The organism is Turicibacter sanguinis (assembly GCF_013046825.1).
Classification (GTDB): Bacteria; Bacillota_I; Bacilli_A; order MOL361; family Turicibacteraceae; genus Turicibacter; species Turicibacter sanguinis.
On sequence record NZ_CP053187.1, the window covers coordinates 685,001 to 709,623 of the forward strand.

Consider the following 24,623-nt stretch of genomic DNA (forward strand, 5'->3'; position numbering starts at 1 on the left):
CCTCTTTCGACGACTTGATTATTTTAACATGTTCAACTTTATCTGTCAAACACTTTTTTGAAGTTTTTAAAATCTTTCGATTTCTTTTGTTTGTCTTCTTTCGACGACTTGATTATTCTACCATGTTCAAGTTTTTTTTGTCAAACACTTTTTTTATTTTTTAAAAAATTTCTTTTCATTTATTTTAGTGTCTTAAATATTTTATCACTTAGTACTATTTACGTTTTTGCATTACCAATTGTAATAGTGAGTATGATAAACAACAAATCACAATCTTTGTTATAGAATAAAGTTACACGTAAGCTTCTTAACACGGATCTCATTTATGAATTATCATCTCAAAATATTTATTCTTGATTTTGAAAACAATACTCAAAGAGATGATACATTAAAATAACAAAAACATTGAACATTCAGCACGAATATTTTGTTACTATCCAAAACTATTTAAATCTAACTCAGTTCTAGAATAAATTTGTTATATCAGATTAAACACATTATCTCATTAAAAACAATTCATACTTAGATTTACGATGAAATAATTTTCTTGGTTTCTTTAAAAGAAAAGGAAACCCGCAAAAACCTCAAAAAATATGTAGCTACTTTAATTCATTATCATTCAAAGGAGTCTTTCAGACACTGGAGACACAATCATTCCATTCGTGACAAAGTAAAGGTTATTGAATACATTTCTATATTATTAAAATAAAAAAGGAACCACAATAGTGGTTCCAAAGAAAAATTAACGTTTTGAGAACTGTGGAGCACGACGAGCTGCTTTAAGTCCGTATTTTTTACGTTCTTTAGCACGTGAGTCACGAGTTAATAAACCTACTGGTTTTAATGTTGGACGGTATTCAGCATCAACTTGTAATAAAGCACGAGCGATTCCTAAACGAATTGCTCCAGCTTGACCTGTTAATCCTCCACCTTGTACATTAACTAATACATCATATTGGTTAGCTGTTTCAGTTAATGATAATGGTTGCATGATATCTAAACGAGTTGCTGCAGAAGGAATATAATCTTCAAATTCGCGACCGTTGATAATTACTTTTCCAGTTCCAGGTACTAAACGTACACGAGCAACTGAACTTTTACGACGACCAGTTCCTAAGTATTGTACTGTCATATCTTGTTACCTCCCTCTTAATTATCCGCGAAGTTCGTAAACTTCTGGTTTTTGTGCTGCATGTGGATGTTCTGCTCCAGCATATACAAATAATTTTTTACCAGTTGCACGTCCTAAACGTCCTTTTGGTAACATACCTTTGATAGCTAATTCTAACATACGTTCTGGTTGAGTATCACGCATTTGTTGAGCTGTACGAACAGTTAATCCACCTTGATATCCTGAATGACGGTAGTAGCATTTGTCAGCTAATTTATTTCCTGTTAAATTGATTTTTTCAGCATTGATTACGATTACATAATCTCCACAGTCTACATGTGGTGTGAATGTTGGTTTATGTTTTCCACGTAAAAGTGTTGCTACTTCTGTAGATAAGCGCCCTAAAGTTTTATCTGCAGCATCAACAACGAACCATTTACGATCTACTTCATGAGATTTTTGCATAAATGTTGTACGCATAGTCCTGCCTCCTACTTCTTAACTTATAAATTATTTTTTTTAATCCAATGAAAATTCGCTGGGGCTCAAATTTTCTCTCGAAAATAAAGAAAATGTACCGTTAACTATTTTACCCCAAATAAACTCTTTTTTCAAGTATTTTTAGAAAAAAATATTCTATTTTTTCTCTTATTTTATGTTTTTTGAAACAACACTTTTATGGTATTTCAAAAGAAAAAAAGAAAGAATATTTTCACTTCCTTCGTATTTGATTATAACATGGACGCTCTTATATATGAATCATCAAATTTTGGTTAGATTTCAGTATAAAAATGGATAGTAAGCGATTATGCCTACTATCCATTTTTATACTAAAACTATTTTAGTTAAAACATAAACTAATATAAATCCCGGAATGCCAAGAGTTCCCGTTATAAAAGAAGTAATATAATTTAAAGGAATCGATACATTAAAGTATACTCCGATTATATTAAAAAGATATAAGGCAAATACTCCAATTATGAATCTTTTAACTAACCATCCTACTGTCTTCATATTATTTTTGTTATTGAAATACTATCATTCCAATAACAAAACACCTCCCTTCCTAAAATCTATCATATGCAATTAAAAATGTTGATATAACTAAGTTTTATATTAGGAGGAAAGATTAAATTATTAAAATATCCCGCTTCTAAAATATACCCAAGCAATGGTTAAAGCTTAAATACGAAGCTATGATGAAATTCTAACGAATATTTTATACTAACATCAATGCTCTCCTTAGAGTAACACTAATGGTAATCCTAATTGTCAAGATTACGTACTCAATTCTTTCTGAAATTACAGTTAAAATGTTGTATTCATACTGGTTATAGAATGCCTTAGCTAAAACTAAGGTGATCAAGTACACCTAACATAATAATAAGAAAATAATTGTAATTAGCGCAATCTCAAAGGATAGGATTAGTTCACGATTGTACCATCGCTCAAATATTAAATTTTATAAAGTAAATTAGATAATAAATAACCTAATTCTATTTCGTAATATTCATTTTTCTTATATAAATTCATAAACTAAGCATCTTTTTAATTTCTCACAAAAAGTAAAAAAATATCACTTCATCTCTTAAATCTATAAAAAATAGCCATCGTTATATGATTTTACGATGGCTATTACATTATTAAAATAGTTCACGACGTCCTTCTAATGCACGAATTAAAGTAACTTCATCTGCATACTCGATTGAGCGCCCCATTTCAAGACCTCTTGCAATTCGCGTTACTTTAACATCTGTATTTTTTAATAACTTAGCAATGTATTGTGAAGTAGCATCCCCTTCAAGAGTTGCACTTAAAGCTAATATTAATTCTTTTACATTCTCATCTTTTAAACGTTCGATTAATGCCGGAATCCCGATATCTTCAGGTCCCATGCCATCAAGTGGAGACAGTACTCCATTTAATACATGGTATAACCCTTTAAACCCACGCATGCGTTCTATAGCGATCACATCTTTCGGATCTTGTACAACCGCAATCAATGAACGATCACGATGTGAATCTGAACAGATTGAACATGGGTCAGTATCTGTAATATGCCCACAAATTGGGCATTTAAATAACTGACGTTTGCTATCGATTAAAGCTTTAGCAAATGTTGTTACATCATCCTCTTTCATAGAACTTATAACATAAAAAGCAAGACGTTCCGCAGTTTTATTTCCTATACCTGGAAGTTTACTTAAGCTTTCAATTAATTTTGTAATAGGTTGTGGATATTGCATAATATCTCCTTAGAATAATCCAGGAATATTCATTCCTTTTGTGAATTGTCCCATTGTTGATTCAGTTTTTTCATCAACTTGGCGGAATGCATCATTTAATGCTAATAAAATAACATCTTCTAACATTTCTACATCTTCTGGGTCAACAACTGATGGATTAATGTTTACTTTGTTAATTTCTTTTGTACCTTTAACCTCAATTGTTACCATTCCACCTGCAGCAGAACCTGTGAATACTGATTCTTCAATATCCTTTTGTGCTTTTAACATATCTTTTTGCATTTTTTGAATTTTTTTCATCATCATTGGATTCATAATCATCACTACTCCTACTCGTCTATTATATTCACTAAGTCAGCCCCATATAAATTGACAATATTATCAATAAAATCATCTTTCTTAGACTGAACTTCCTCATTATAATTTATCACATTTTTAATATCCTGACTATATTGTTTTAGTCTAGGTTCAATACCTTGTTTCTTTTGTTCTAAATAACTTTGTCTTTGTTCAAGCCAAAAAGACTCTGGCATGACATTAAAAGCATACGGACGACCAAATAGATAAGCCACAATTTGTTCAGCAATTTTTTTATTATCTTCTCTTAGTAATCGTCTACATCCCGGTTCATGTTTGTAAGTTAAAATAAATCCTTCATCTGAAGCTGCGACAACACTACCATCTTGTAATAAGACAATAACATCTTTGTACTCAGGCATTTTAATGGGATTTAACTGGGACCATTTTTCTAAGACATTATCTCTTGCTTGTTTACTTGCATGAGATAAAACTTGTTCAATGGTTAACATTTCTGGTGTGATATGTTCAGGTAAGATAATATGGTCTTCTGTGGCTGGAAGTTTGAAATCTGATACTTTAGTGTCTTCTTGAAATAAATTCATTTTAAATTGAGAATCATCTTGGTTAATGATTTTTGTATGATTAGATGCAACTGTAGTTGGTATACTCTCAACTTTTTTAACTAATCTTTTTAATACCTCAATTTCTTTTTTCAAATCATTGATTTCTATCTCATAGTCTGCCTTATTCCCTGTCATTTCTGAGTCAGTTTCAGTTAAACTTAATAGCCCAACTTCGAGCATTAATTCAGGATGATTCGCAAATCTCATTTCATTCTGTAATTTATTTAATTTAAATAAATATTGTACAATTTGTGCAGAACGTAATTCTTCCGTTAATGGGATAAATAGTTCGTCAGAGATTAGTAAATTAGAGATGTTAGAAGAATTTCCTATTTTTTGATACATCAATAAATCTCTATAAACATTAATTAATCCATCTATAATACGGATTGCTTCTTTTCCTTGGTCAATCATATCCTGGATTAAATCAATGATTGTTGAAAAATCTAAATCCTTTATTCCTCTAATAATTTGTAACAACTGATGATTTGCAATTGTTCCACTTAAAGCATGAACATCATCGATGAGAATCTTATCGTACGAATATGAAATAACCTGATCAAGTAAACTTAAGGCATCACGCATTCCACCTTCAGCTAATTCAGCAACTAATTGAACAGCATCTTCTTCAAACTCAATGTTTTGACTAGTTAAAATTTCTGATAAATGTTGTGTGATTTCTTTAGTAGAAATCTGTTTAAAATCAAAGCGTTGACAACGAGAAATAATAGTAGGTGGGATTTTATGTGGCTCTGTTGTAGCTAAAATAAAAATAACATGTTTAGGGGGTTCTTCTAACGTTTTTAAAAGTGCATTAAAAGCCCCTGTGGATAACATGTGCACCTCATCGATGATATATACTTTATATCGCCCCATTGTCGGTGCATATTTAACTTTATCTCTAATTTCACGGATTTCATCTACACCATTATTACTAGCTGCATCAATTTCAAATACATCTGAATTAGAGCCGTTTGTAATGGTTGTACAATTAACACACTCATTACAAGGTTCATCGGTTGGATAATTCACACAGTTTACAGCTTTTGCGATAATTTTAGCAATTGATGTCTTTCCGGTTCCGCGTGGTCCACAAAATAAATACGCATGTGATAAACGTTCATGTTTAAGTGCATTTTGAATCGTTCTAACGATATGAACTTGTCCCACTACATCGCTAAATTTTTGGGGACGATGAGCACGATATAATGCATTGTATGACATAAAAGATTTCCTACTCTCTAGTTTCAAAGTTAATTTGATTATAACATAAAAACTTTAGATAGATTTATTGGTTTTCACATTTATTTTCATTTTATAATCATTTTTAAATCAATTGATTAATATTCCAAATTGTGTAAAATATTATAAATAGACATTAAACTGAGCTAAAGGTTTAAAAACAATCAGATTTTAAATTTTACTATGAGGGATAAGATATGATGGAGAAAAAAACTAATTTGATGACTGAGGGAGTTATTTGGAAGCAACTTTTATTATTTTCGATTCCCTTATTAGTCGGGAACCTATTTCAACAGCTCTATAATACAGTTGATTCAATTATTGTCGGAAACTATGTCGGAAGCCAAGCTCTGGCAGCAGTTGGGGCAAGTACCCCAATTATTAATTTATTAGTGGGATTTTTTATGGGAATTGCAACAGGTGCTGGAATTATTATTTCCCAATTTTACGGAGCGAAAGATGAGAAGCGTTTAAGAGAATCTGTTCATACGGCGCTAGCACTTAGCATTTTAGCCGGTATTTTTTTAACGGTTGTGGGGATGATGTTTTCTCCATGGATTTTAAGAATTATGGGAACACCTGATGAGGTGTTGCAAGATTCGGTGTTGTATTTGAGGTTGTATTTTGTTGGGAGTTTGTTTTTGCTTGTTTATAATATGGGCGCTGGAATTTTGAGGGCAGTTGGAGATTCGAGGCGACCTTTATATTATTTATGTATTTCATCTGTAATAAACATTGTACTTGATTTATTATTTGTAGTTGGATTCAAGATGGGAGTTGCAGGCGTAGCTCTGGCAACGTTACTTGCTCAAGGTGTTTCGGCTATTTTACTAGCGATTCATCTGATAAAGACGTCTGAGAGCTATCGTCTTGTTATTAAAGAAATCCGTGTTCATAAGCTTGTATTTCAGGAGATTGTGATGGTTGGAATTCCAACAGGCTTGCAGTCAGTTATTGTTTCATTATCTAATGCCATTGTCCAAAGTAGTATTAATGGTTTCGGAGCGGCGGCTATTGCGGGATGTAGCGCCTATATCAAATTAGATGGTTTTATGATTTTGCCAATTATGAGTTTTGGGATGGCGTCTACTACCTTTATTGGTCAAAATTTAGGGGCACGTCAGTATGATCGTATGAAACAAGGGTTGAAGACAACATTGTGGATGACTTCGATTTACACAATCATTGTATCTTTATTAATGTATGCATTTGGTAGTGAGGCACTAAAAATCTTCTCTCAAGAACCTGATGTTCTCAAATATGGGCGTAGTATGTTACAGTGTCTGATTCCCGCGTACATCATGTTAGCAGTTATGCAGTCGTTAGTTGGATCGGTGCGTGGAGCTGGGAAAACAATGATTACTATGATGATTTCGATTGTTAGTTTATGTGTGGTAAGGGTTTTATGGATTATGGGTGTTTTGGCATTTAATCCGAGTATTGAAGGGGTGTTTCTTGGATATCCTATTTCTTGGACGATAGGCGCTATTTTGATGATTATTTATACGGTAAAAGGAAAATGGATACCTCTTGATTAGAGATATCCATTTTTTCTATTGACTTGGAGTTAACTCCAAGGGGTATGTTAGTATGGAGGGAGGGATTTTGATGAGGGTTTTAATTTTATCGGGTAGTCCAAGAAGACATGGAAATTCAGATTTGTTATGTGATGAGTTTATGCGGGGAGCAATTGATGCTGGACATGAGGTTTTGAAGGTTTTTTTAAGAGATAAGCAGATTAATTATTGTATGGCTTGCGATGGTTGTCGAGGAAATGGTGGACGTTGTGTGATTAAAGATGACATGGCGGATATTTTGACTCAGATGATTTTGTCTGATGTGATTGTGATGGCTTCTCCTGTTTATTTTTATTCGATGGATGCCCAGATGAAGACATTGATTGATCGAACAGTAGCTAAATATATTAAGATTATTGATAAAGATTTCTATTTTATTGTGACGGCTGCTGATAGTAACCCACAAGCATTAAAACCGACAGTTGAAGGGTTCCGAGGTTTTATAGACTGCTTAGAGGGAGCTAAGGAAAAAGGTGTTCTTTATGGGACTGGGGTTTGGCAAAAAGGCGATGCTTTAAAAACTGATTTGATGATACAAGCTTACGAAATGGGAAAAAGTTTATAAGATAGCATATATTTCATTAGATAATAACTATTAATAAGGACTTTTATTGGAGGATTTAGCAATGAATATTAAAGAGGTTAGCGAGCGACTTGGGTTATCGGCGGATACGCTACGTTATTATGAACGGATTGGGTTGATTCCTCCAGTACAACGAAATAAGAATGGGATTAGAAATTATTCTGAAGATGATTGTACATGGATTGAATTTATTAAGTGTATGCGTGCTTCTGGGCTGCCTATTGAGGTTTTAATTGAGTATGTGACATTATTCCAACAAGGTGAGGAAACAAGCTCTGCCCGCAAGGAAATACTAATTGAGCAGCGCGATGTATTACTTGAGAAGATTGCAGAGTTACAAAAGACAGTTACACGATTAAATGGCAAGATTGAATTTTATGAGCAACATGTGATTCCAAGAGAAGAATCGTTTAGAAGAAAAAAATAAAAGCTCCCGGTTGGGAGCTTTTTAATTTAAGTGATAACGGCGACCTTTTAATGCGTATAATACTTCTTCTGCAATATTTGTGACGTGGTCCCCTGCACGTTCGATATACTTATTAATTAGAATAGCATAAGCTGTTCCGAATACTTTGCCATCAACAACTTGGATATGTGTAATTAAAGAAGCTAATAGTTCTTGATAGATTTCATCTACTTGTTTATCCATATCAGCTGCTTCTTTAACTTTTGTTTTATCTTCTGTTCTTAATCCTTCGATGACAAGTTTTAACATATTAATTACAATTTCTAACATTTTTACTAACTTATCTACATTTTTCTGATAATGCTCAATTGATTCATTCTGTTTAATTAAGATGATGTATTCAGCTAGGTTTTTCGTATAGTCTGCAATACGTTCATACTCATTGGCTAATCGCATAATCATTAAGATTTTACGTAAATCACTAGCGACTGGTTGTTGACGAACAATTAAAATTGTTGCTTCTTCTTGAATTTCTTCTTGTAAGTCATCAATGTTTTGGTCGCTTTTTATAATTTGTAAAGCAATTTCAACATCTAATGTTTTTAAAGCATTTAATGTGTTTTGGTATGCTTCTACTGTTAGTGATGAAAGTTTGCTAATTTCACCAAGTAGAGCATCATAATCTGATTCTAACTTTGTTTTTTTCATTCCATGTCACCCTCTTTTTTATCCGAAACGTCCTGTAATATAGTCTTCAGTACGCTTGTCTTTTGGATTTGTAAAGATTTTATCTGTATCATCAAACTCAATTAGTTCTCCCATTAGGAAGAAAGCAGTTTTATCAGAGATACGAGCCGCTTGTTGCATTGAGTGTGTTACGATAACGATTGTATATTTCTCTTTTAGTTCTTCCATTAATTCTTCAACTTTTTGAGTTGCAATTGGATCAAGTGCTGATGTTGGTTCGTCCATCAGAATAACTTCTGGTTCCATTGCAATGGCACGAGCAATACATAAACGTTGTTGTTGTCCACCTGATAATCCTAATGCTGATTTATTTAAACGATCTTTTACTTCATCCCATAATGCAGCACCACGTAATGATTTTTCAACAATTTCTTCTAATTTCTTTTTATCTTTAATCCCTTGGCAGCGTGGTCCGTAAGCAATGTTATCAAAAATACTCATTGGAAATGGATTTGGTTTTTGGAATACCATTCCAACGCGTGTTCTTAATTTCATCACATCGATATCAGAATAGATATCCTCCCCGTCTAATTTTACAGATCCAGTAATTTTAACTGTTTCAATTAAGTCATTCATACGATTTAAGGTACGTAAAAACGTTGACTTTCCACACCCTGAAGGTCCAATAAATGCAGTTACTTTACGTTCTGGAATTTCGATATTGATATGATGGAGAGCCTGGAAGCTTCCATAAAATAAGTTTAAATCATTAACCTGAAATTTGTTTGACATCTTCGTCACTCTCCTAGTAATTTGCCTTACTGAATTTTCTTGAAATTAGTCGTGAAACTAAATTTAATGTGAATACGATCACTAAAATGACAATTCCAATTGCAGCCGCCATCTGAATATTACCTGATTCTTTTACTTCCACATAAGCACGGACTGTTAATGAAGTTCCTGTTTCAAATAATGATAATGTCCCACTGCTTGGATTAACCGGTAATTTTGCAAATGTTCCAATTGTAAATAATAAGGCTGCTGATTCCCCGATTGTACGTCCGATTGATAAGATAACTCCGACCAAGATACCAGGAATAGCACTTGGTAATACAACTTTTGATAGTGTTTGAATTTTGTTAGCTCCAAGTCCATAGGAAGCTTCACGGTAACTCATCGGCACTGATTTTAAAGCCTCTTCCGTCGTTCTCATCATCGTTGGCAATAAAAGAATCATCAATGTTAATCCACCCGATAAAATAGACATTCCTAATTTAAAGGTATTAACGAAGATCAACATCCCAAAAAGTCCAAATACGACTGATGGAATTCCTGAAAGAACTTCTGTTGCAAAACGAATCATGTTAACAAGTTTACCTGGTTTAGCGTACTCAACCATGTAAATTGCAGCCAAAATTCCGATTGGTGCAGCAAATAATAAAGCAACTGCGATTAGCATTAAAGTTGAAACAATCATTGGGAATATTCCGCCACCTGGTGATGTTACTTTTAACATTAATTCATTGCTGCTGTTTAGTGTATTGATAATATCTTCTGCCGGTGTATTAGCTTTAATTTTTAAATTTCCACCGTCTCCATTGATTTGTGATAATTCATATCCTACTTTGACTGGGAATGCTTCATCAGCGTTATTGATTGCATGTTTTACTGGAGAAGCATCATCTACATAGACGATTTCATACCCTTCTTCTGTCTGTTCAATAGCAATACCTAAATTTTCAGAGAAATATTCATCACTTGAAAGGTTTGTTGGTGCTATAAATGTTTTATCTGTCACCACATTTACATATTGTGTCTGTGATTCATAATCGTTAGTTAAGAAATCCCAACTAATTAAAGACCATCCATTTGAGAAAATAAAGTAAACGATTGAAACTAAAAGTCCCACCGATACTGCTGCAGATAACCAAATTAATCCGTTTAATAAGTTATCTTTTACTTTACGACTAACCATTAACGGTCACCTGCCTTTGCTTGAATTCTAGATAATACTAGATTGATAATCATGATAAAGATAAATAAGATAACAGCTGTTGAGAATAACATTTGTTCATGAAGTTCTGCTGCATATCCCTGTTCTAATGCAATATTTGTTGTTAATAGACGAACACGATCGAAAATTGTTTGTGGAATGCCTGATTCCGGATTTCCCGCTACTAAGATAACAGCCATTGTTTCCCCAATCGCGCGCCCTACTCCAAGAATGACCCCTGTTAAAATTCCTGATTTGGCAGCAGGTAAGATGACTTTGAAAATAGTTTGCATTTTTGAGGCTCCAAGCGCAAGAGATCCTTCTTTATAACTAGACGGAACTGCTCTAATAGCTGTTTCAACAACGGCAACAATTGTTGGCAAAATCATAATTGTTAAAACGATAATAACAGCTAATAATGAATCCCCTGTTGGATAAGGAGAAATTGATTTAACCATGGGTGTAATGACAGCAAACCCAAAGACCCCATATAATACAGACGGAATGGCAGCTAATAATTCCACCGCAGGACGCACGATGTTTGCTAACCATTTTGGCGCAACTTCTGCAATAAAAATTGAAGTTAATAAAGCAATTGGAACTCCAATAACGATAGCACCTAATGTGGCTACAATCGAGCTAACAATCATATATCCAATTCCATAATCTCCTATTTTAGGCTTCCACTGTAAGCCGGTGATAAAGTCGATAAAGTTATAGGTTCCGAATTTATTATTTGGGAAAAACGTAGCCAACCCTTTACCAAAAATAAAGATAATAATTAATGCAACACTGATGACCGCAAATAGCGCAGCTACTAGGAATACGATATGAAAGAATCGTTCTAGAAAGACGCGTTTACGATTAATAGCCATATCCTTTTTCAATCTCAACACCTCATTTTTAAATTTAAAAAGCTGAATCGAGCGCTTAGCTCATCGTAGAAATGAAGAGAAAGTGATCGAAGTGGTTTTTGCTCCAATCAACTTTATCGAATTTCATAGAGGAGCTGCTCGATGAAGCTAGATTACACCAAAAGCTGAGATAAACGTTTAACCCCGAACAAAAATGAAGAAAAAACGAAAGGAGTGTTTTTTTACTCCTGTAGATTTTTTCGAATTTTGTGGAGGAGTGGTTCATCGAAGCTAGATTACACAAAAAGCTGAGAATAGCGATTTTTCACTACTCTAAATATAAATTACTCTCAGTTATACGTCGTTATTGTAGCATCCTTTATATAAAAAATTAGCTTTCTTAACAGAAAGTTAACGGTTGTTAACAAAAACTTAACAATTCTAAAACATCCCTATATTATGTTTAAAAAAAAAGAAGAACATAGTTATAAAAAAGCGAAAAACAGCGGTTAACCTTCTCGTAAAAGTCGTACTCGATTGTCGATGACATGTTTTTGTCAACGTACAATTGAGCGACTTTATAGAGAGATTGCTGTTTGGAGCTAGATTACACAAAAAAGCTGAAGCGAGCGCTTAGCTCATCGTAGAAATGAAGAGAAAGTGATCGAAGCGGTCTGGGCTCCAATCAACTTTATCGAATTTCATAGAGGAGCTGCTCGATAAAGATACGTTACCTAAATGGATTTACAATTGTTTTGATACTAAAAATACAAATATTTCTTTTCATTAAATTTATATCTATTTAAAAGCATAAAAAAAACGAGACTCTCGTTGTCTCGTTTTTTTGTTGTTATTTTACTTCATTCCAGTCAGTAATTTTTCCTGTGTATACTTCTCGAATTTGTTCTAGTGTGATATCGTTTGTTGAGTTTTCTTTATTAACAACAACTGCGATTCCATCCATACATAATGTTGAGTATGCTAAACCACTTTCGATTTCTGATTCTTTTAATTCACGAGATGCGAATCCTAATGTGTAAGTTCCATCTTGTGCATTTTTAACACCTGTTCCAGATCCTGTTCCATCATAAGTGTAAGTTACTTTTGGGAATAATGCTGTGAATTCATCCGCTGCAGCTTTTACTGCTTTTTCAGTTGAGGTTGATCCACCTAATGTCATATTTCCTGTTAAGTTATCATATTTAGACATATCAAAATCTTCTGCATTGGCAGTATCAACAATTGTTCCCGTTGACTCTAAGACTTCTAATCCATCTTTTGAAGCTAAGAAGTCGATGAATGCACGTTCAACATCTGTTAGGTTTTCATCCTTATATACCATCATAAATGGACGAGACACACCGTAAGTTCCTTCTAATACATTGGCAGCTGTTGGTTCAACTCCATCAACTGTTAATCCTTTTAATTCTGATGCTTTTTCTTCTAATGTTACGAATGATACGTATCCGATTGCTGATTCGTTTCCAGCTACATATGTTGCAACTACACCGTTTCCATCTTTGATTGTTGCATTACTAGTCATTGGATCTTCACCGTCTACGTTAAATCCGATAATTTCTTCGAATGCGCTACGAGTCCCTGAACCTTCTTCACGGCTCACAACATCGATGACACCTAGGCTTGTTGTTTCAGTATTAGAACCTTCTGTTGATGTTTGCGGCTGTTCTGATGTTTCAGTTTTTGATCCACATGCAGCTAGTGAAAAAGTTAAAGCTGCCGCCGCCATAATAGACATTAATTTCTTCATTATGTTCATTCCTCCATTTTTTAAATCTGTTTCCTTATGTTGTTATTGTAATATAAATCTGTTTTAGAAATATTAATTTTCTGTTAAGAAACGGTTAAGATAAAATTAACTAATGTAGAAACAGAAGTCTGGTATATATTTTTTAATTAGTCATTCTTGGTCCTGCTAAGATTTTTAAAAATCTATCTCAATTACAAGGGATTATCTAGTTTTATTCTGTATCTAACCATGTTCTTCATGCATAAAAAAAGAAGTAGTTTATTTTAAACTACTTCTTTTTCTTAGGTAAAGAAACGGTAAATGTTGTTCCTACATTTAGTTCACTGTTAACCATTATACGGCCTTTATGTGCTTCAATAATAGACTGAACAATCGATAATCCAAGTCCAGTCCCCCCCGTATGACGAGATCTTGCTCTATCCACACGATAAAATCGTTCAAAAATATGAGGTAAATCTGCGCTTGGAATCCCGATGCCTTGATCAATAACTTGAATTTGATAATATTCCCCTACTGCTTTGGCTTTAACAGTAATCGTTGTATTTTCACCTGAATAATGAATAGCATTTGTTAACAAATTAAGAAAACAATGTTTAAGTTGAATGTAATCTCCTTCTATTTGATATTGCTCCGGTGCTTCAAGTTTAATTTTTTGGTGTTTTAACTTCGCAACATTTAAAGGTTGAACAATACAATCGGTCAACAATTCATTTAAACAAAATACTTCAGTTTTCATTTTAATCTGATCAAATTCATATCGATTAATCAATAATAAATCTTTAACAAGTTGTTCCATTCGATTATTCTCATCTGAAATCATCGTTAAAAATTCATCTAATGCCGCCGGGTCATTTTTCGCTCCATTTAATAGAATTTCTGTACATCCCTTAATTGCACTAATTGGAGTTTTTAATTCATGAGAAACATTTCCGAAAAATTCTTTTTGAAGATTTTGATATTTTTGAAGATCAGTAATATCATGAAAAATAATAACCGATCCATTAAAATCATCATGTTCGTTGTAAATTGGATTAGCAGTAGAAATATAAAATTTTTGATCAATTTCTAATGTTTTTTTTCGTGTTGTTTCACAAATTAATGCATCTTCTAATACTTTACGAAGTTCTGGTTGTTTAACTTCATTAAACGAAACAGTTTTTAATGCGGATAAATCAACCCATTTTTTGAATCGATTATTGGCATACTCAAGTTCACCACTAATGTTTAAAATAACCATCGGATCCTCAATGCTATTTGTAATAATACTAATAATTTGCATATTTCGACGATTTCGATATTCCTGTTGTTGAATAAATCGCATCAACTTATTATATTTAATTCCTAAAACCTCTTGCTGTTCAATCACAAGAGGCGCAACCATACTCCATTTTTTTTGAGACTGAATACTTTCAGCTACTTTATCATATTTTCTTAGTTGCTCTAAATATTTCATAGCTCGGCGATATTGCATAAACATTAGGATCAATAGCACTAATAAAAAAACAACTGTCACTGGAAAACTTGGTTCACTATGAACATTAACTATGAGTAAGGTAATAAAAACAATGAAGAGGGCCAGTAATTCGTGGCGACTACTAATCATGGACTTCATCCTCTAGCATATAGCCAATTCCACGAATCGTTTTAATTTTAATTCCATAATCTTTTAATTTTTCACGAATCTTAAAAATGTGAACGTCAACGATTCGCGTATCCCCATCGTATTCAAATCCCCATAGGCGATCAAGTAACACATCCCGAGACATGGCTTGCCCTTTATGTTGAATTAAAAACTCTAACAATTCATATTCTTTCAACGTAAAATCGATAACTTGCCCATTTACTAATACTTCAAAGCGACTATTATCTAATTTAATACTTCCGTATCCTAAATAATTTTTATTTTTTTCACTAGATAAGACTTCTTTACGGCGAATAATGGCTTTAATTTTTGAAACCACTTCTCTTGATGAGAATGGTTTTGTCATATAATCATCTGCTCCAAAATCAAGTCCTGATACACGGTCCAATTCATCATCACGTGCTGAAAGCATGACGATGTACGTTGAAATATTTTGGGCTCGTAACTCTTTACAAACTGCAAATCCATCTTTTTTAGGCAACATGATATCGAGTAAAATGACATCATAATCATTAACCAGCGCCTTTTTTAATCCTTCCTCACCATCACTAGCTAAGTCAACTAAAAAACCTGATTGTGTTAAATCGTATTGTAAAATTCGTTGAATAGAAAACTCATCCTCAACAACCAATATTCTCTTGCTCATGTATTCAACCCTCCAAAACCATCTAATTATGCTCATTTTATCATATTTAAATCTTTGGGTTTGTTAAAATTCTGTTAAGGAATAAAAAAAACTCCCCTTTGGTACCCTTACCCACATAAAACTAATTGCTTAAGGCTGCTACATTCCTGTCCTGACCTGGTTCACAACGTCCTATTGAATAAGGGTACCAAAAGAGAGTTTCAATTGATACACATTTAGTATATCAATTTGAAGTCTCATTGTCAACACGCTGCTGCTTTTTTTTCTGGCGTAAATTTCTGAAAAAATCTGACAAAAGTTGTCCACATTCTTCTTCTAAAACACCGGATACTAGCTCACAACGATGATTAAATTTCGACTCATCAAGTAAATTATAAATAGTTCCGCAGCATCCACCTTTAGGATCATGGGCTCCGAATACCACGGTTGGAATTCGCGATTGTACGATTGCACCTGCACACATTGGACAAGGTTCAAGTGTAACATATAGTGTACAATCTTCAAGACGCCAGGAACCAACCATTTCATTAGCCTTTGCAATAGCAATCATTTCAGCATGGGCATTTGAAAGTTGACTTGTTTCTCGCAAGTTATAACCTCTAGCGATGATTTCTCCATCTTTGACGATAACAGCTCCAATAGGAACTTCACCAAGGTTTTGCGCTTTTTTAGCTTCTTCTATTGCTGCTTGCATATATGTTATGTGCTTCATAAGTCACCACCTTGTTAGTTTATTCTTTTCTTAACGACTTTATTCTCTTTAGATAATCTTTAATCAAAGTCATTAAATTTTTTCGTACAAAAATGAATGATTCTCATCTATTCTATGATAAAATATTACTGTTATCAAGACTAAATCTTAAGAAAGTCTGAGGTGAGGATGATGGTTAAAACGTTCATGATTAACGTTGAAAATTTAAAAACGGATGAGGATGTTAAAAAAATCGAGAGTTATTTTGAAACAAATTTAGATGGGGTTGAAAAATTAGATATTAATCTTTCTCTTAAACTAGTATCAGTTCGTTACAACGATAGTATCGGTTCGCCAAAATATATTTTAGATGCATTTAATCGTTTAGGATACACAGTTCGATAATTCGAACTTCTTTTTTTTATCGTAGCAGGAGTGACAGATATGAAGAACAAACCTTATTTTATAGCCATTGAAGGTCCTATCGGAATTGGGAAAACCTCTTTAGCGACCTTACTTTCAAAGCATTATAATTATCATCTTTTAAAAGAAATTGTTTATGAAAATCCTTTTTTAGATAAATTTTATGATGATATTGATTCTTGGGCATTTCAAACAGAAATGTTTTTCTTAACGAATCGTTATAAACAGTTAACAGATATTCAAAAAGATTTTTTAGATAATCAGAAATCTGTTGTATCTGATTATCATTTATTTAAAAATGTGATTTTTAGTAAGATGACGCTCGACGTTAATAATTTTAATAAGTATCAAAAAATTTATCATATTCTAGAGGAAGATCTTCCTAAGCCAAATGTTATTATTATTGTAAATGCGACGCTTGAAACGATTATGAAGCGTATTAAAATGAGAAACCGTCATTTTGAACAAAATATTGATCCCAATTATCTTCAGACTTTAATCGATTCTTATCATGAATATACAGCATTGTTAAAAGAAAATCATGAGGAAATTAAGGTTATTGAACTGAATGGTGATGAGCTTGATTATGTAAATAATCCAAAGCACTTACAACAAGTTATCAAGAAAATCGATGAAATGATTGGTCAGGAGGATTAAGAATGTACGAGGCATGTGAAAAATACGGAATTCCACGCGATGCGATTATTACGATTGCAGGAACTGTTGGAGTTGGTAAATCAACGTTAACAAAAAAATTAGCAGAAACTCTAGATTTTAGAACTTCTTTTGAAAAGGTAGATGGAAACCCTTATCTTGAAAAGTATTACCAAGATTTTAATCGTTGGTCTTTCCACTTACAAATTTATTTTTTAGCAGAGCGTTTTAAGGAACAAAAAAGAATGTTTCAATACGGTGGTGGATTTATTCAGGACCGTTCAATTTATGAAGATACTGCAATTTTTGCTCAAATGAATTACGATAATGGGAGTATGAGTAAGGAAGATTTCGATACTTATAACTCATTATTTAACGCTATGGTGATGACTCCGTACTTTCCTCATCCTAATTTAATTATTTACCTTGAAGGAGATATCGATGAAATTGTAGGACGTATTGGAACACGTGGACGCCAAATGGAAATCGATACACCTGTTGAATATTGGTACAACCTACACCGTCGTTACGAAGACTGGATTGAAAACTTTACATCCGCACCAGTCCTTCGTCTAAATATTAATGAATACGACCTCGTAAACGACGAAAAATCAATCGACTACATCCTAGCAAAAATCGGAAGAGTATTAAACACAAAAAGCTGAAAGAGGCGATTAACATCCGCTGAAATTTGATGAGAGTCCGTAGTGGCATAGCCACAAGTGACTATCGAGAATTTGCCAGGATGTTGCCCCTTGAAGCTAGATTACACAAAAAGCTGAAAGAGGCGATTAACATCCGCTGAAATTTGATGAGAGTCCGTAGTGGCGTAGCCACAAGTGACTATCGAAAATTTACCAGGATGTTGCCCCTTGAAGCTAGATTACACAAAAAGCTGAAAGAGGCGATTAACATCCGCTGAAATTTGATGAGAGTCCGTAGTGGCGTAGCCACAAGTGACTATCGAGAATTTGCCAGGATGTTGCCCCTTGAAGCTAGATTACACAAAAAGTTGAAAGAGGCGATTAACATCCGCTGAAATTTGATGAGAGTCCGTAGTGGCATAGCCACAAGTGACTATCGAAAAATTACCAGGATGTTGCCCCTTGAAGCTAGATTACACAAAAAGCTGAAAGAGGCGATTAACATCCGCTGAAATTTGATGAGAGTTCGTTGTGGTGTAGCCACAAGTGACTATCGAAAAATTACCAGGATGTTGCCCCTTGAAGCTAGATTACACAAAAAGCTGAAAGAGGCGATTAACATCCGCTGAAATTTGATGAGAGTTCGTTGTGGTGTAGCCACAAGTGACTATCGAAAATTTACCAGGATGTTGCCCCTTGAAGCTAGATTACACAAACCTACATTGATTATTTCTAATTCTCACATTCATTCAAATAGAAATATTAATAATTTAGAATAAAATGCTCTAAAAATTCGCAAGCTCAGTTAGAGAGATTTAAAAGGCTAAGAGTTACCTAAATAAATAAAAAAAGGAGTTGATTCTACTTTGAATCGACTCCTTTTTTTGTGATTTGTTTAATGCGTTCAAATGTTTCAGGACTGATAACATGTTCAATACGACAAGCATCTTTATCAGCCAGATCTTCATCGATATTTAAGGTCATCATTAAAAATTCTTTTATTAAGCAATGGCGTTCAAAAATTTCTGTTGCTTTTTGATGTCCAGATTGTGTGAGTTTAATTTGTCCACTCTTCTCTATTGTAATAAGCTCTGCATTTTTTAAAATTCCCATTGCACGGCTAATACTCGCTTTTGAAAAGTTGAGTTCATTCGCAATATCTATAGAGCGTACAACCCCATTTCTTTGTTCGAGAATTAAAATGGTTTCTAAGTAGTTTTCTCCTGACTCTTGTAGCTTCATAGGTATCCCCTTTTTCATTTTATAATCATGATATAAATATAGTTAATCTTAACATATTGAGGTCATTTAATTCAACTTTGATACTTTTTTCTCAAAATTGAATTGACATCATTATCCAAACATGGCATACTACTATTATCAGTTAGCAAAAGCTAACTTGTTTTTTTCACGCGAGTTAGCATAGACTTACTTAAAGAGGGGGACTTATGATGCCACTTACGATGGCGGATATTGGAACACAATTATTGATTAAAAAGATTAATGGTCGTGATGATACGAAGCGATTTTTAGAAAGTTTAGGTTTTGTAACAGGAAGTCAGGTTATGGTTATCTCTAAGTTTGGTGGGAATTTCATTGTTAATGTAAAAGATACACGCGTTGCAATCGATGAATCGATGGCTAAACGTATTTTTGTTTAAGGGGGATGAAATAATGAGAACATTAAAATCAGCTACAATTGGTGAAACCGTCAAAGTTTTAAAGTTTAATGGTGAAGGTGCAACGAAGCGTCGTCTTATGGATATGGGAATTACAAAAGGAACATCTATTTATGTTCGTAAAGTTGCCCCACTTGGTGATCCAATCGAGGTAACGGTTCGTGGGTATGAGCTATCCCTTAGAAAATCTGATGCTGAAAATATTTTAATTGATTAATTTTTTTATAACGCAGTTAGTTTAGGCTAACTAATATAGGGGGACTAATGATGAGTTTAACTGTTGCACTTATAGGAAATCCAAACTGTGGGAAAACAACTACATTTAATGCTTTAACAGGAAGTAATCAATATGTTGGAAATTGGCCTGGAGTTACGGTTGAGAAAAAAGAAGGTCGTTTAAAAGGTCATAAAGATGTTACTATTGTTGATTTACCGGGAATTTATTCTTTATCACCTTATTCGCCTGAAGAAATTATTACACGAGAATTTTTAATTCATGAAAAACCAGATGTTGTTTTAAATATTGTGGATGCTTCTAATATTGAACGTAATCTTTACTTAACCACACAATTAATCGAATGTGGAATACCAGTAGTTATTGCATTAAATATGATGGACATTGTTGAAAAAAATGGGACAAAAATTAATATCAAAGCTCTTTCTAATCATCTAAACTGTCCTATTATACAAATGTCAGCTTTAAAAAACAAAGGATTAAAAGAATTAGTCAAGGCAGTCATTGAATCAAAATATTCTACGGTTACTTTAAAGCCGATTTTCAACCATAATGTTGAAGCAATTATCGATAATATTACGAATTTAATTAAAGCTCAGGTTAAACCATTTCAATCACGTTGGTATGCAATTAAGTTATTTGAGCGTGATCAAAAAGTTTTGAATTCCTTAAATTTAACTCAGTCAATTACAATGGAAATCGAATCAATGCTTGTATCATGCGAAGATTTGCTTGATGATGATAGCGAAAGTATTATTACGAATGGGCGTTATGATTTTATCGGGAATATTGTGAGTAAATGCGTGAAAAAAAATAATCATTCTACTTTAACACCATCAGATAAGATTGATCAAATTTTGACAAATCGTTGGCTGGCACTTCCCATATTCGCATTGATTATGTGGGGAATTTACTATATTGCGATTACCTCTGTCGGTTCGATTGCAACGGATTGGATTAATGACACGTTCTTTGGAGAGATTGTTCAGGGAAATGTAGCAACTTTCCTAGAAAGTATTAATACGGCTGATTGGTTAACAGGCCTAATTGTAGATGGAATTATTGGTGGGGTCGGGGCCGTGTTAGGATTTGTTCCTCAAATCATGATTTTATTCTTCTTAATCGCGATTTTAGAAGATTGTGGATATATGGCGCGTGTTGCCTTCATTATGGATCGTGTCTTTAGAAAATTTGGTCTATCTGGAAAATCATTTATTCCAATGTTAATTGGTTCTGGTTGTAGTGTACCTGCTGTTATGGCGAGTCGTACAATTGAAAATGAAAAAGATCGTAAGATGACGATTATGTTAACACCATTTATTCCTTGTGGTGCTAAGTTACCCGTGTTCGCCCTAATGGCAGGTGCTTTCTTCCCTACCATGTCTTGGGTTGCACCTTCAATGTATTTCTTAGGAATTACAATGGTTATTATTTCAGGTATCTTATTAAAACGTACTCGTTTATTTGCAGGAGATGCAGCTCCATTTATTATGGAGTTACCCGCTTATCACTTCCCTAGTATTAAAGGCTTATTTATCCACATGTGGGATCGTGCTAAGGCATTTATCTATAAAGCCGGAACTATTATCTTTGTAGCCTCTGGTTTAGTTTGGTTCTTACAATCATTTAACTGGTCGCTTGAAATGGTTGATGCCAGTGAAAGTATTTTAGCTTCAATCGGACGTATTATTGCTCCTATCTTCACTCCATTAGGGTTTGGAAATTGGCAAGCTGCTGTTGCAACATTGACTGGATTCTTAGCAAAAGAAAATGTGGTTGCAACATTCGGTGTCTTATTCGGATTAGGTGAAGAGATGAATGAGGAGTCAGTTGAATTACTTGGCACAATCCACTCATTATTCACTCCATTAAGTGCTTATGCATTTATGGCATTTACTTTACTTGCTGCGCCATGTTTTGCAGCAATTGGAGCTATTAAACGTGAAATGGCATCTTGGAAGTGGACATTAATCGCGATTGGCTACCAAACTGGTTTAGCTTACGTAGTTGCCTTCCTAATCTATCAAGTCGGAACAATCATTATCAATCATAACATCTCACCTTCAACTATTATCATTTCACTAATCGTTTTACTAGCACTGGGATTTGCTATCAGTAAGATTCGCCGTGATCATAAAGAAAGTAGTTGTGGATGTGGATGCTCAGGATGTAAATCCATTAATAAATGTTCTAAATAATCTAAATTTGGTTAATAGCTAAAGATAAAAACACGATAACCTCCCAAACTTTTATCTGTATATTCTATCTGATAGCTTTAACAATATATAAAAAGAGAACTCGAAACGAAGCCTGAGTTCTCTTTTCTTTTTACTTTATATAACTGTGAGTTTTAAAAATAAAAAAAAGCCGCACATTCCTGTGCGACGTTATGTCAATTTATGGCGGAGGAAGAGGGATTCGAACCCCCGCTACGCTCTCACGTACTGTCGGTTTTCAAGACCGATCCCTTCAGCCGGACTTGGGTATTCCTCCGTATCAACAAAATTAATTATACATGACTCAAAACCTATTGTCAACAAAAGTTAATAATTTTTTTATTTTTTTTACTTCTAAATGATCTAATTCCTCATCTATAAACAACACATAGATTATACATATAAAAATTTCCTTCGTCTTTAATGATTCTATTTGCATAGAACCATTTGACGTAAGATTTGTTTCACTCAGTTTCGCTGAGCTTAACCACTCGATTCAGCCTTTTAGATATCTCTAACTGAGCTTGCGAAGTTTTAGAGTATCTTATCCTGTGTCACTAATGATTCTATCCGAGAATAGGAGGATTAGAATCATTAGTGACATAGGGTTTGTGTAATCTAGCTTCATCGAGCAGCTCCTCTATGAAATTTGATAAACTTGATTGGAGCAAAAAACGCTCCTGTCACTTTCTCTTCATTTCTACGATCTTCTAACCGCTTGTCTCAGCCTTTTTATTTATTTCTTAAATTTAGTGGATCTGGTAAATCTCTTACTTCATGGCAGTGACGACAACGTGGTTCGTATGCTTCTTTTGCCCCAACTTGGATGATTGGATCATGGTATGAAGCTGGTTGTCCATTAATTAGACGTTGTGAACGCGTAGCTGGTGCACCACAAACGCTACAAATTGATGTTAGTTTTGTTACGAATTCTGATTTTGTTAGTAGAATTGGCATTGTTCCGAATGGTTCCCCGCGGAAGTCTTTATCTAATCCTGCTACAATAACTCGAATTCCACGATCCGCTAGGTATTCTACTACGTCTACTACATTTTCTTCAAAAAATTGCACTTCATCGATTGCCACAGCATATGTTTTATCTGTGATGTGGTCTAAAATTTGAATCGGATGTTCAATTGGAATAGACGGCATTTTTAATCCACTATGTGATACCACTTCATCTTCACTATAACGATTATCAATAACCGGTTTAAATAAACAATATGGACGACGAGCAAAATCTAATCGTTTTAAACGACGAATTAATTCCTCTGTTTTACCTGCATACATACTCCCACAAATAGCTTCAACCCAACCCTCTTGACGGAAATCATACATTCTAAAAACCACCTTTCATCCTTCTGCATAATCAAACAAATTTAGTTGAATTTTGACACCCAACTAAAGCAACCTGATAATTATAACAGATATATATTTTAGGATTCAAGATAGATGCAAAAATGAAATTTTTTTCAGTAAAAACAAAAAAAGAGGAATTTCCTCTTTTTAATTTTATCCAATTTTTACCCGATGTTCATTCGGATTTAAACAAACTTTTGCTCCCATAGGAAGTGTTAAAAGGGGACTACAATGCCCGCTTTCAATCCCATAAGCAACTGGCTTCCCAAGCCCTTTTAACATTTTTTTTAATAATTTAGCTGAAGCCTTCTTATCAAAAACATTAAAATCACCAATCATGATTCCCGCTGCATCTTCAAGTTTGCCACTGTATTTGAGTTGAGTTAACAGTCGATCAATTGCATAAACCGGCTCATTCACTTCCTCAATAAATAAAATCTTATCCTTCGTATCAATCTCATAAGGTGTTCCAAGCGTCGAGCAAATGATTGTAAGATTTCCACCAACTAATATTCCCTCCACTGAATCTTTGGTATCATCATAGTAAGAAATATCCGTTAATTCTACAGGTTTAGCTTCTATTATCACATGCTTAGCACTTTGTAGAGTCACCTCATCCTTTAACATCAAGTCTTTCAACATCGGACCATGATAAGTAATTAGATTATGACATTGATTTAAGTAAATATGTAGATAGGTAATATCGCTATATCCTACAAATGGTTTTGGATATTTTGAAAATTTAAAATTCTTCAAATATGGGATGATTCGATTACAGCCATAACCACCTCGCATGCACAAAATCGCATCAACCTCATCATCAGCAAACATCATAATCAAATCCTCTGCTCGTCGACGATCTGACATGCCAGCTAGGTATCCTTTTCTTTCATAACAACTCGGTGCAACCACTACATCAAATCCCAATTCTTTTAACGTCGCTTCCCCCTTAAAAACTGTTTCTACTTCTAGGGGCCCCGCTAATGCTACAATTCCTATTTTTCCTCCTGGTAACAAGGCTTTTGGTTGAATCATCCCCATCCA

At 33.9% G+C, this 24,623-nt stretch carries 26 protein-coding genes, 1 tRNA gene and 1 other RNA gene; 9 read left to right on the forward strand and 19 right to left on the reverse strand.

Annotation, left to right across the window (positions count from 1 at the left end):
• Positions 1 to 742 precede the first annotated feature (742 nt).
• The 6 genes from rpsI to dnaX form a co-directional block, all read right to left on the reverse strand.
• On the reverse strand, positions 743 to 1,132 hold the full coding sequence (rpsI, locus tag HLK68_RS03410) for a 30S ribosomal protein S9 (protein WP_009607235.1): 390 nt from the start codon (positions 1,130 to 1,132) through the stop codon (positions 743 to 745).
• Positions 1,133 to 1,153: 21 nt separating this feature from the next.
• Positions 1,154 to 1,591, reverse strand: coding sequence for a 50S ribosomal protein L13 (gene rplM / locus HLK68_RS03415; RefSeq protein ID WP_006783976.1), 438 nt, complete (start codon positions 1,589 to 1,591; stop codon positions 1,154 to 1,156).
• A gap of 345 nt (positions 1,592 to 1,936) precedes the next feature.
• The gene (locus HLK68_RS14790; RefSeq protein ID WP_081448221.1) at positions 1,937 to 2,125 is read right to left on the reverse strand and encodes a pro-sigmaK processing inhibitor BofA family protein; all 189 of its coding nucleotides are present in this window, start codon (positions 2,123 to 2,125) and stop codon (positions 1,937 to 1,939) included.
• A gap of 629 nt (positions 2,126 to 2,754) precedes the next feature.
• Positions 2,755 to 3,357 (reverse strand): recombination mediator RecR, encoded by a 603-nt coding sequence (recR, locus tag HLK68_RS03425; RefSeq protein WP_006783975.1) that lies wholly within the window; start codon positions 3,355 to 3,357, stop codon positions 2,755 to 2,757.
• 9 nt (positions 3,358 to 3,366) lie between these two features.
• The gene (locus HLK68_RS03430; RefSeq protein WP_006783974.1) at positions 3,367 to 3,678 is read right to left on the reverse strand and encodes a YbaB/EbfC family nucleoid-associated protein; all 312 of its coding nucleotides are present in this window, start codon (positions 3,676 to 3,678) and stop codon (positions 3,367 to 3,369) included.
• 8 nt (positions 3,679 to 3,686) lie between these two features.
• On the reverse strand, positions 3,687 to 5,504 hold the full coding sequence (dnaX, locus tag HLK68_RS03435) for a DNA polymerase III subunit gamma/tau (protein ID WP_009607233.1): 1,818 nt from the start codon (positions 5,502 to 5,504) through the stop codon (positions 3,687 to 3,689).
• A gap of 215 nt (positions 5,505 to 5,719) precedes the next feature.
• On the opposite strand from dnaX, the gene HLK68_RS03440 reads away from it, so the two are divergent.
• From HLK68_RS03440 to HLK68_RS03450, 3 genes are all read left to right on the forward strand, one after another.
• Positions 5,720 to 7,060, forward strand: a complete 1,341-nt coding sequence (locus tag HLK68_RS03440; protein WP_006783972.1) for an MATE family efflux transporter — start codon at positions 5,720 to 5,722, stop codon at positions 7,058 to 7,060.
• A gap of 70 nt (positions 7,061 to 7,130) precedes the next feature.
• Entirely contained in the window at positions 7,131 to 7,664 is a 534-nt protein-coding gene (locus tag HLK68_RS03445; RefSeq protein ID WP_229040134.1) for a flavodoxin family protein, read from the forward strand.
• Between the two features lie 61 nt (positions 7,665 to 7,725).
• Positions 7,726 to 8,109, forward strand: coding sequence for a MerR family transcriptional regulator (locus HLK68_RS03450; RefSeq protein WP_006783970.1), 384 nt, complete (start codon positions 7,726 to 7,728; stop codon positions 8,107 to 8,109).
• A gap of 21 nt (positions 8,110 to 8,130) precedes the next feature.
• Here the strand turns inward: HLK68_RS03450 and phoU are convergent, their stop codons facing one another.
• From phoU to tadA, 9 genes are all read right to left on the reverse strand, one after another.
• On the reverse strand, positions 8,131 to 8,796 hold the full coding sequence (gene phoU / locus HLK68_RS03455) for a phosphate signaling complex protein PhoU (RefSeq protein ID WP_009607234.1): 666 nt from the start codon (positions 8,794 to 8,796) through the stop codon (positions 8,131 to 8,133).
• Positions 8,797 to 8,814: 18 nt separating this feature from the next.
• Complete coding sequence (pstB, locus tag HLK68_RS03460; RefSeq protein WP_006783968.1) at positions 8,815 to 9,567, reverse strand: phosphate ABC transporter ATP-binding protein PstB; 753 nt, start codon at positions 9,565 to 9,567, stop codon at positions 8,815 to 8,817.
• A 13-nt stretch (positions 9,568 to 9,580) separates the two neighbouring features.
• Positions 9,581 to 10,750 carry a phosphate ABC transporter permease PstA gene (gene pstA / locus HLK68_RS03465; RefSeq protein WP_009607232.1) on the reverse strand — a complete coding sequence of 390 codons (1,170 nt, stop codon included), beginning with the start codon at positions 10,748 to 10,750 and terminating at the stop codon, positions 9,581 to 9,583.
• Positions 10,750 to 11,655: a phosphate ABC transporter permease subunit PstC gene (gene pstC, locus HLK68_RS03470; protein ID WP_132942730.1), complete on the reverse strand. Its 906-nt coding sequence runs from the start codon at positions 11,653 to 11,655 to the stop codon at positions 10,750 to 10,752. The genes pstA and pstC overlap by 1 nt, the downstream gene beginning before the upstream one ends.
• Before the next feature lie 817 nt (positions 11,656 to 12,472).
• Positions 12,473 to 13,390, reverse strand: coding sequence for a substrate-binding domain-containing protein (locus HLK68_RS03475; RefSeq protein ID WP_006785789.1), 918 nt, complete (start codon positions 13,388 to 13,390; stop codon positions 12,473 to 12,475).
• Between the two features lie 268 nt (positions 13,391 to 13,658).
• Positions 13,659 to 14,993: a sensor histidine kinase gene (locus tag HLK68_RS03480; protein ID WP_006785790.1), complete on the reverse strand. Its 1,335-nt coding sequence runs from the start codon at positions 14,991 to 14,993 to the stop codon at positions 13,659 to 13,661.
• Positions 14,986 to 15,678, reverse strand: coding sequence for a response regulator transcription factor (locus tag HLK68_RS03485; protein WP_009607494.1), 693 nt, complete (start codon positions 15,676 to 15,678; stop codon positions 14,986 to 14,988). Before HLK68_RS03485 ends, HLK68_RS03480 begins: the two co-directional genes overlap by 8 nt.
• 95 nt (positions 15,679 to 15,773) lie before the next feature.
• An RNA gene (ffs, locus tag HLK68_RS03490) (signal recognition particle sRNA small type) lies at positions 15,774 to 15,869 on the reverse strand.
• Positions 15,870 to 15,901: 32 nt separating this feature from the next.
• Positions 15,902 to 16,390 (reverse strand): tRNA adenosine(34) deaminase TadA, encoded by a 489-nt coding sequence (gene tadA, locus HLK68_RS03495; RefSeq protein WP_006785792.1) that lies wholly within the window; start codon positions 16,388 to 16,390, stop codon positions 15,902 to 15,904.
• A 171-nt stretch (positions 16,391 to 16,561) separates the two neighbouring features.
• Here tadA and HLK68_RS03500 point away from each other — a divergent pair, with 171 nt between their 5' ends.
• The 3 genes from HLK68_RS03500 to HLK68_RS03510 are packed head-to-tail and all read left to right on the forward strand — an operon-like array spanning position 16,562 to position 18,111.
• Positions 16,562 to 16,774: a heavy-metal-associated domain-containing protein gene (locus HLK68_RS03500; RefSeq protein ID WP_006785793.1), complete on the forward strand. Its 213-nt coding sequence runs from the start codon at positions 16,562 to 16,564 to the stop codon at positions 16,772 to 16,774.
• A gap of 39 nt (positions 16,775 to 16,813) precedes the next feature.
• Complete coding sequence (locus HLK68_RS03505) at positions 16,814 to 17,449, forward strand: deoxynucleoside kinase (RefSeq protein WP_006785794.1); 636 nt, start codon at positions 16,814 to 16,816, stop codon at positions 17,447 to 17,449.
• 2 nt (positions 17,450 to 17,451) lie between these two features.
• A complete protein-coding gene (locus tag HLK68_RS03510; protein WP_129821395.1) occupies positions 17,452 to 18,111 on the forward strand; it encodes a deoxynucleoside kinase in 660 nt (219 codons plus the stop codon).
• A gap of 840 nt (positions 18,112 to 18,951) precedes the next feature.
• On the opposite strand, the gene HLK68_RS03515 is transcribed toward HLK68_RS03510, so the two are convergent.
• Entirely contained in the window at positions 18,952 to 19,332 is a 381-nt protein-coding gene (locus HLK68_RS03515) for a metal-dependent transcriptional regulator (RefSeq protein ID WP_006785078.1), read from the reverse strand.
• A 209-nt stretch (positions 19,333 to 19,541) separates the two neighbouring features.
• On the opposite strand from HLK68_RS03515, the gene HLK68_RS03520 reads away from it, so the two are divergent.
• The 3 genes from HLK68_RS03520 to feoB are packed head-to-tail and all read left to right on the forward strand — an operon-like array spanning position 19,542 to position 22,202.
• A complete protein-coding gene (locus HLK68_RS03520) occupies positions 19,542 to 19,751 on the forward strand; it encodes a FeoA family protein (protein WP_039931031.1) in 210 nt (69 codons plus the stop codon).
• Between the two features lie 13 nt (positions 19,752 to 19,764).
• Complete coding sequence (locus HLK68_RS03525) at positions 19,765 to 19,986, forward strand: FeoA family protein (RefSeq protein WP_006785076.1); 222 nt, start codon at positions 19,765 to 19,767, stop codon at positions 19,984 to 19,986.
• A 47-nt stretch (positions 19,987 to 20,033) separates the two neighbouring features.
• Positions 20,034 to 22,202 (forward strand): ferrous iron transport protein B, encoded by a 2,169-nt coding sequence (gene feoB / locus HLK68_RS03530; protein WP_006785075.1) that lies wholly within the window; start codon positions 20,034 to 20,036, stop codon positions 22,200 to 22,202.
• Between the two features lie 202 nt (positions 22,203 to 22,404).
• Here feoB and HLK68_RS03535 read toward each other — a convergent pair.
• From HLK68_RS03535 to HLK68_RS03545, 3 genes are all read right to left on the reverse strand, one after another.
• Positions 22,405 to 22,497: transfer RNA gene (locus HLK68_RS03535), tRNA-Ser, on the reverse strand.
• Positions 22,498 to 22,952: 455 nt separating this feature from the next.
• Complete coding sequence (locus HLK68_RS03540; protein ID WP_006785074.1) at positions 22,953 to 23,558, reverse strand: thymidine kinase; 606 nt, start codon at positions 23,556 to 23,558, stop codon at positions 22,953 to 22,955.
• A gap of 174 nt (positions 23,559 to 23,732) precedes the next feature.
• Positions 23,733 to 24,614 carry a S66 peptidase family protein gene (locus tag HLK68_RS03545; protein WP_229040133.1) on the reverse strand — a complete coding sequence of 294 codons (882 nt, stop codon included), beginning with the start codon at positions 24,612 to 24,614 and terminating at the stop codon, positions 23,733 to 23,735.
• Positions 24,615 to 24,623: the final 9 nt, after the last annotated feature.

What these genes read in the sequence shown, in the direction of transcription:
- rpsI (WP_009607235.1), bottom strand. Translation starts at nt 1,132, where the DNA reads ATGACAGTACAATACTTAGGAACTGGTCGTCGTAAAAGTTCAGTTGCT.
- rplM (WP_006783976.1), bottom strand. Translation starts at nt 1,591, where the DNA reads ATGCGTACAACATTTATGCAAAAATCTCATGAAGTAGATCGTAAATGG.
- HLK68_RS14790 (WP_081448221.1), bottom strand. Translation starts at nt 2,125, where the DNA reads ATGAAGACAGTAGGATGGTTAGTTAAAAGATTCATAATTGGAGTATTT.
- recR (WP_006783975.1), bottom strand. Translation starts at nt 3,357, where the DNA reads ATGCAATATCCACAACCTATTACAAAATTAATTGAAAGCTTAAGTAAA.
- HLK68_RS03430 (WP_006783974.1), bottom strand. Translation starts at nt 3,678, where the DNA reads ATGATTATGAATCCAATGATGATGAAAAAAATTCAAAAAATGCAAAAA.
- dnaX (WP_009607233.1), bottom strand. Translation starts at nt 5,504, where the DNA reads ATGTCATACAATGCATTATATCGTGCTCATCGTCCCCAAAAATTTAGC.
- HLK68_RS03440 (WP_006783972.1), top strand. Translation starts at nt 5,720, where the DNA reads ATGATGGAGAAAAAAACTAATTTGATGACTGAGGGAGTTATTTGGAAG.
- HLK68_RS03445 (WP_229040134.1), top strand. Translation starts at nt 7,131, where the DNA reads ATGAGGGTTTTAATTTTATCGGGTAGTCCAAGAAGACATGGAAATTCA.
- HLK68_RS03450 (WP_006783970.1), top strand. Translation starts at nt 7,726, where the DNA reads ATGAATATTAAAGAGGTTAGCGAGCGACTTGGGTTATCGGCGGATACG.
- phoU (WP_009607234.1), bottom strand. Translation starts at nt 8,796, where the DNA reads ATGAAAAAAACAAAGTTAGAATCAGATTATGATGCTCTACTTGGTGAA.
- pstB (WP_006783968.1), bottom strand. Translation starts at nt 9,567, where the DNA reads ATGTCAAACAAATTTCAGGTTAATGATTTAAACTTATTTTATGGAAGC.
- pstA (WP_009607232.1), bottom strand. Translation starts at nt 10,750, where the DNA reads ATGGTTAGTCGTAAAGTAAAAGATAACTTATTAAACGGATTAATTTGG.
- HLK68_RS03475 (WP_006785789.1), bottom strand. Translation starts at nt 13,390, where the DNA reads ATGAAGAAATTAATGTCTATTATGGCGGCGGCAGCTTTAACTTTTTCA.
- HLK68_RS03480 (WP_006785790.1), bottom strand. Translation starts at nt 14,993, where the DNA reads ATGATTAGTAGTCGCCACGAATTACTGGCCCTCTTCATTGTTTTTATT.
- HLK68_RS03485 (WP_009607494.1), bottom strand. Translation starts at nt 15,678, where the DNA reads ATGAGCAAGAGAATATTGGTTGTTGAGGATGAGTTTTCTATTCAACGA.
- tadA (WP_006785792.1), bottom strand. Translation starts at nt 16,390, where the DNA reads ATGAAGCACATAACATATATGCAAGCAGCAATAGAAGAAGCTAAAAAA.
- HLK68_RS03500 (WP_006785793.1), top strand. Translation starts at nt 16,562, where the DNA reads ATGGTTAAAACGTTCATGATTAACGTTGAAAATTTAAAAACGGATGAG.
- HLK68_RS03505 (WP_006785794.1), top strand. Translation starts at nt 16,814, where the DNA reads ATGAAGAACAAACCTTATTTTATAGCCATTGAAGGTCCTATCGGAATT.
- HLK68_RS03510 (WP_129821395.1), top strand. Translation starts at nt 17,452, where the DNA reads ATGTACGAGGCATGTGAAAAATACGGAATTCCACGCGATGCGATTATT.
- HLK68_RS03515 (WP_006785078.1), bottom strand. Translation starts at nt 19,332, where the DNA reads ATGAAGCTACAAGAGTCAGGAGAAAACTACTTAGAAACCATTTTAATT.
- HLK68_RS03520 (WP_039931031.1), top strand. Translation starts at nt 19,542, where the DNA reads ATGCCACTTACGATGGCGGATATTGGAACACAATTATTGATTAAAAAG.
- HLK68_RS03525 (WP_006785076.1), top strand. Translation starts at nt 19,765, where the DNA reads ATGAGAACATTAAAATCAGCTACAATTGGTGAAACCGTCAAAGTTTTA.
- feoB (WP_006785075.1), top strand. Translation starts at nt 20,034, where the DNA reads ATGATGAGTTTAACTGTTGCACTTATAGGAAATCCAAACTGTGGGAAA.
- HLK68_RS03540 (WP_006785074.1), bottom strand. Translation starts at nt 23,558, where the DNA reads ATGTATGATTTCCGTCAAGAGGGTTGGGTTGAAGCTATTTGTGGGAGT.
- HLK68_RS03545 (WP_229040133.1), bottom strand. Translation starts at nt 24,614, where the DNA reads ATGATTCAACCAAAAGCCTTGTTACCAGGAGGAAAAATAGGAATTGTA.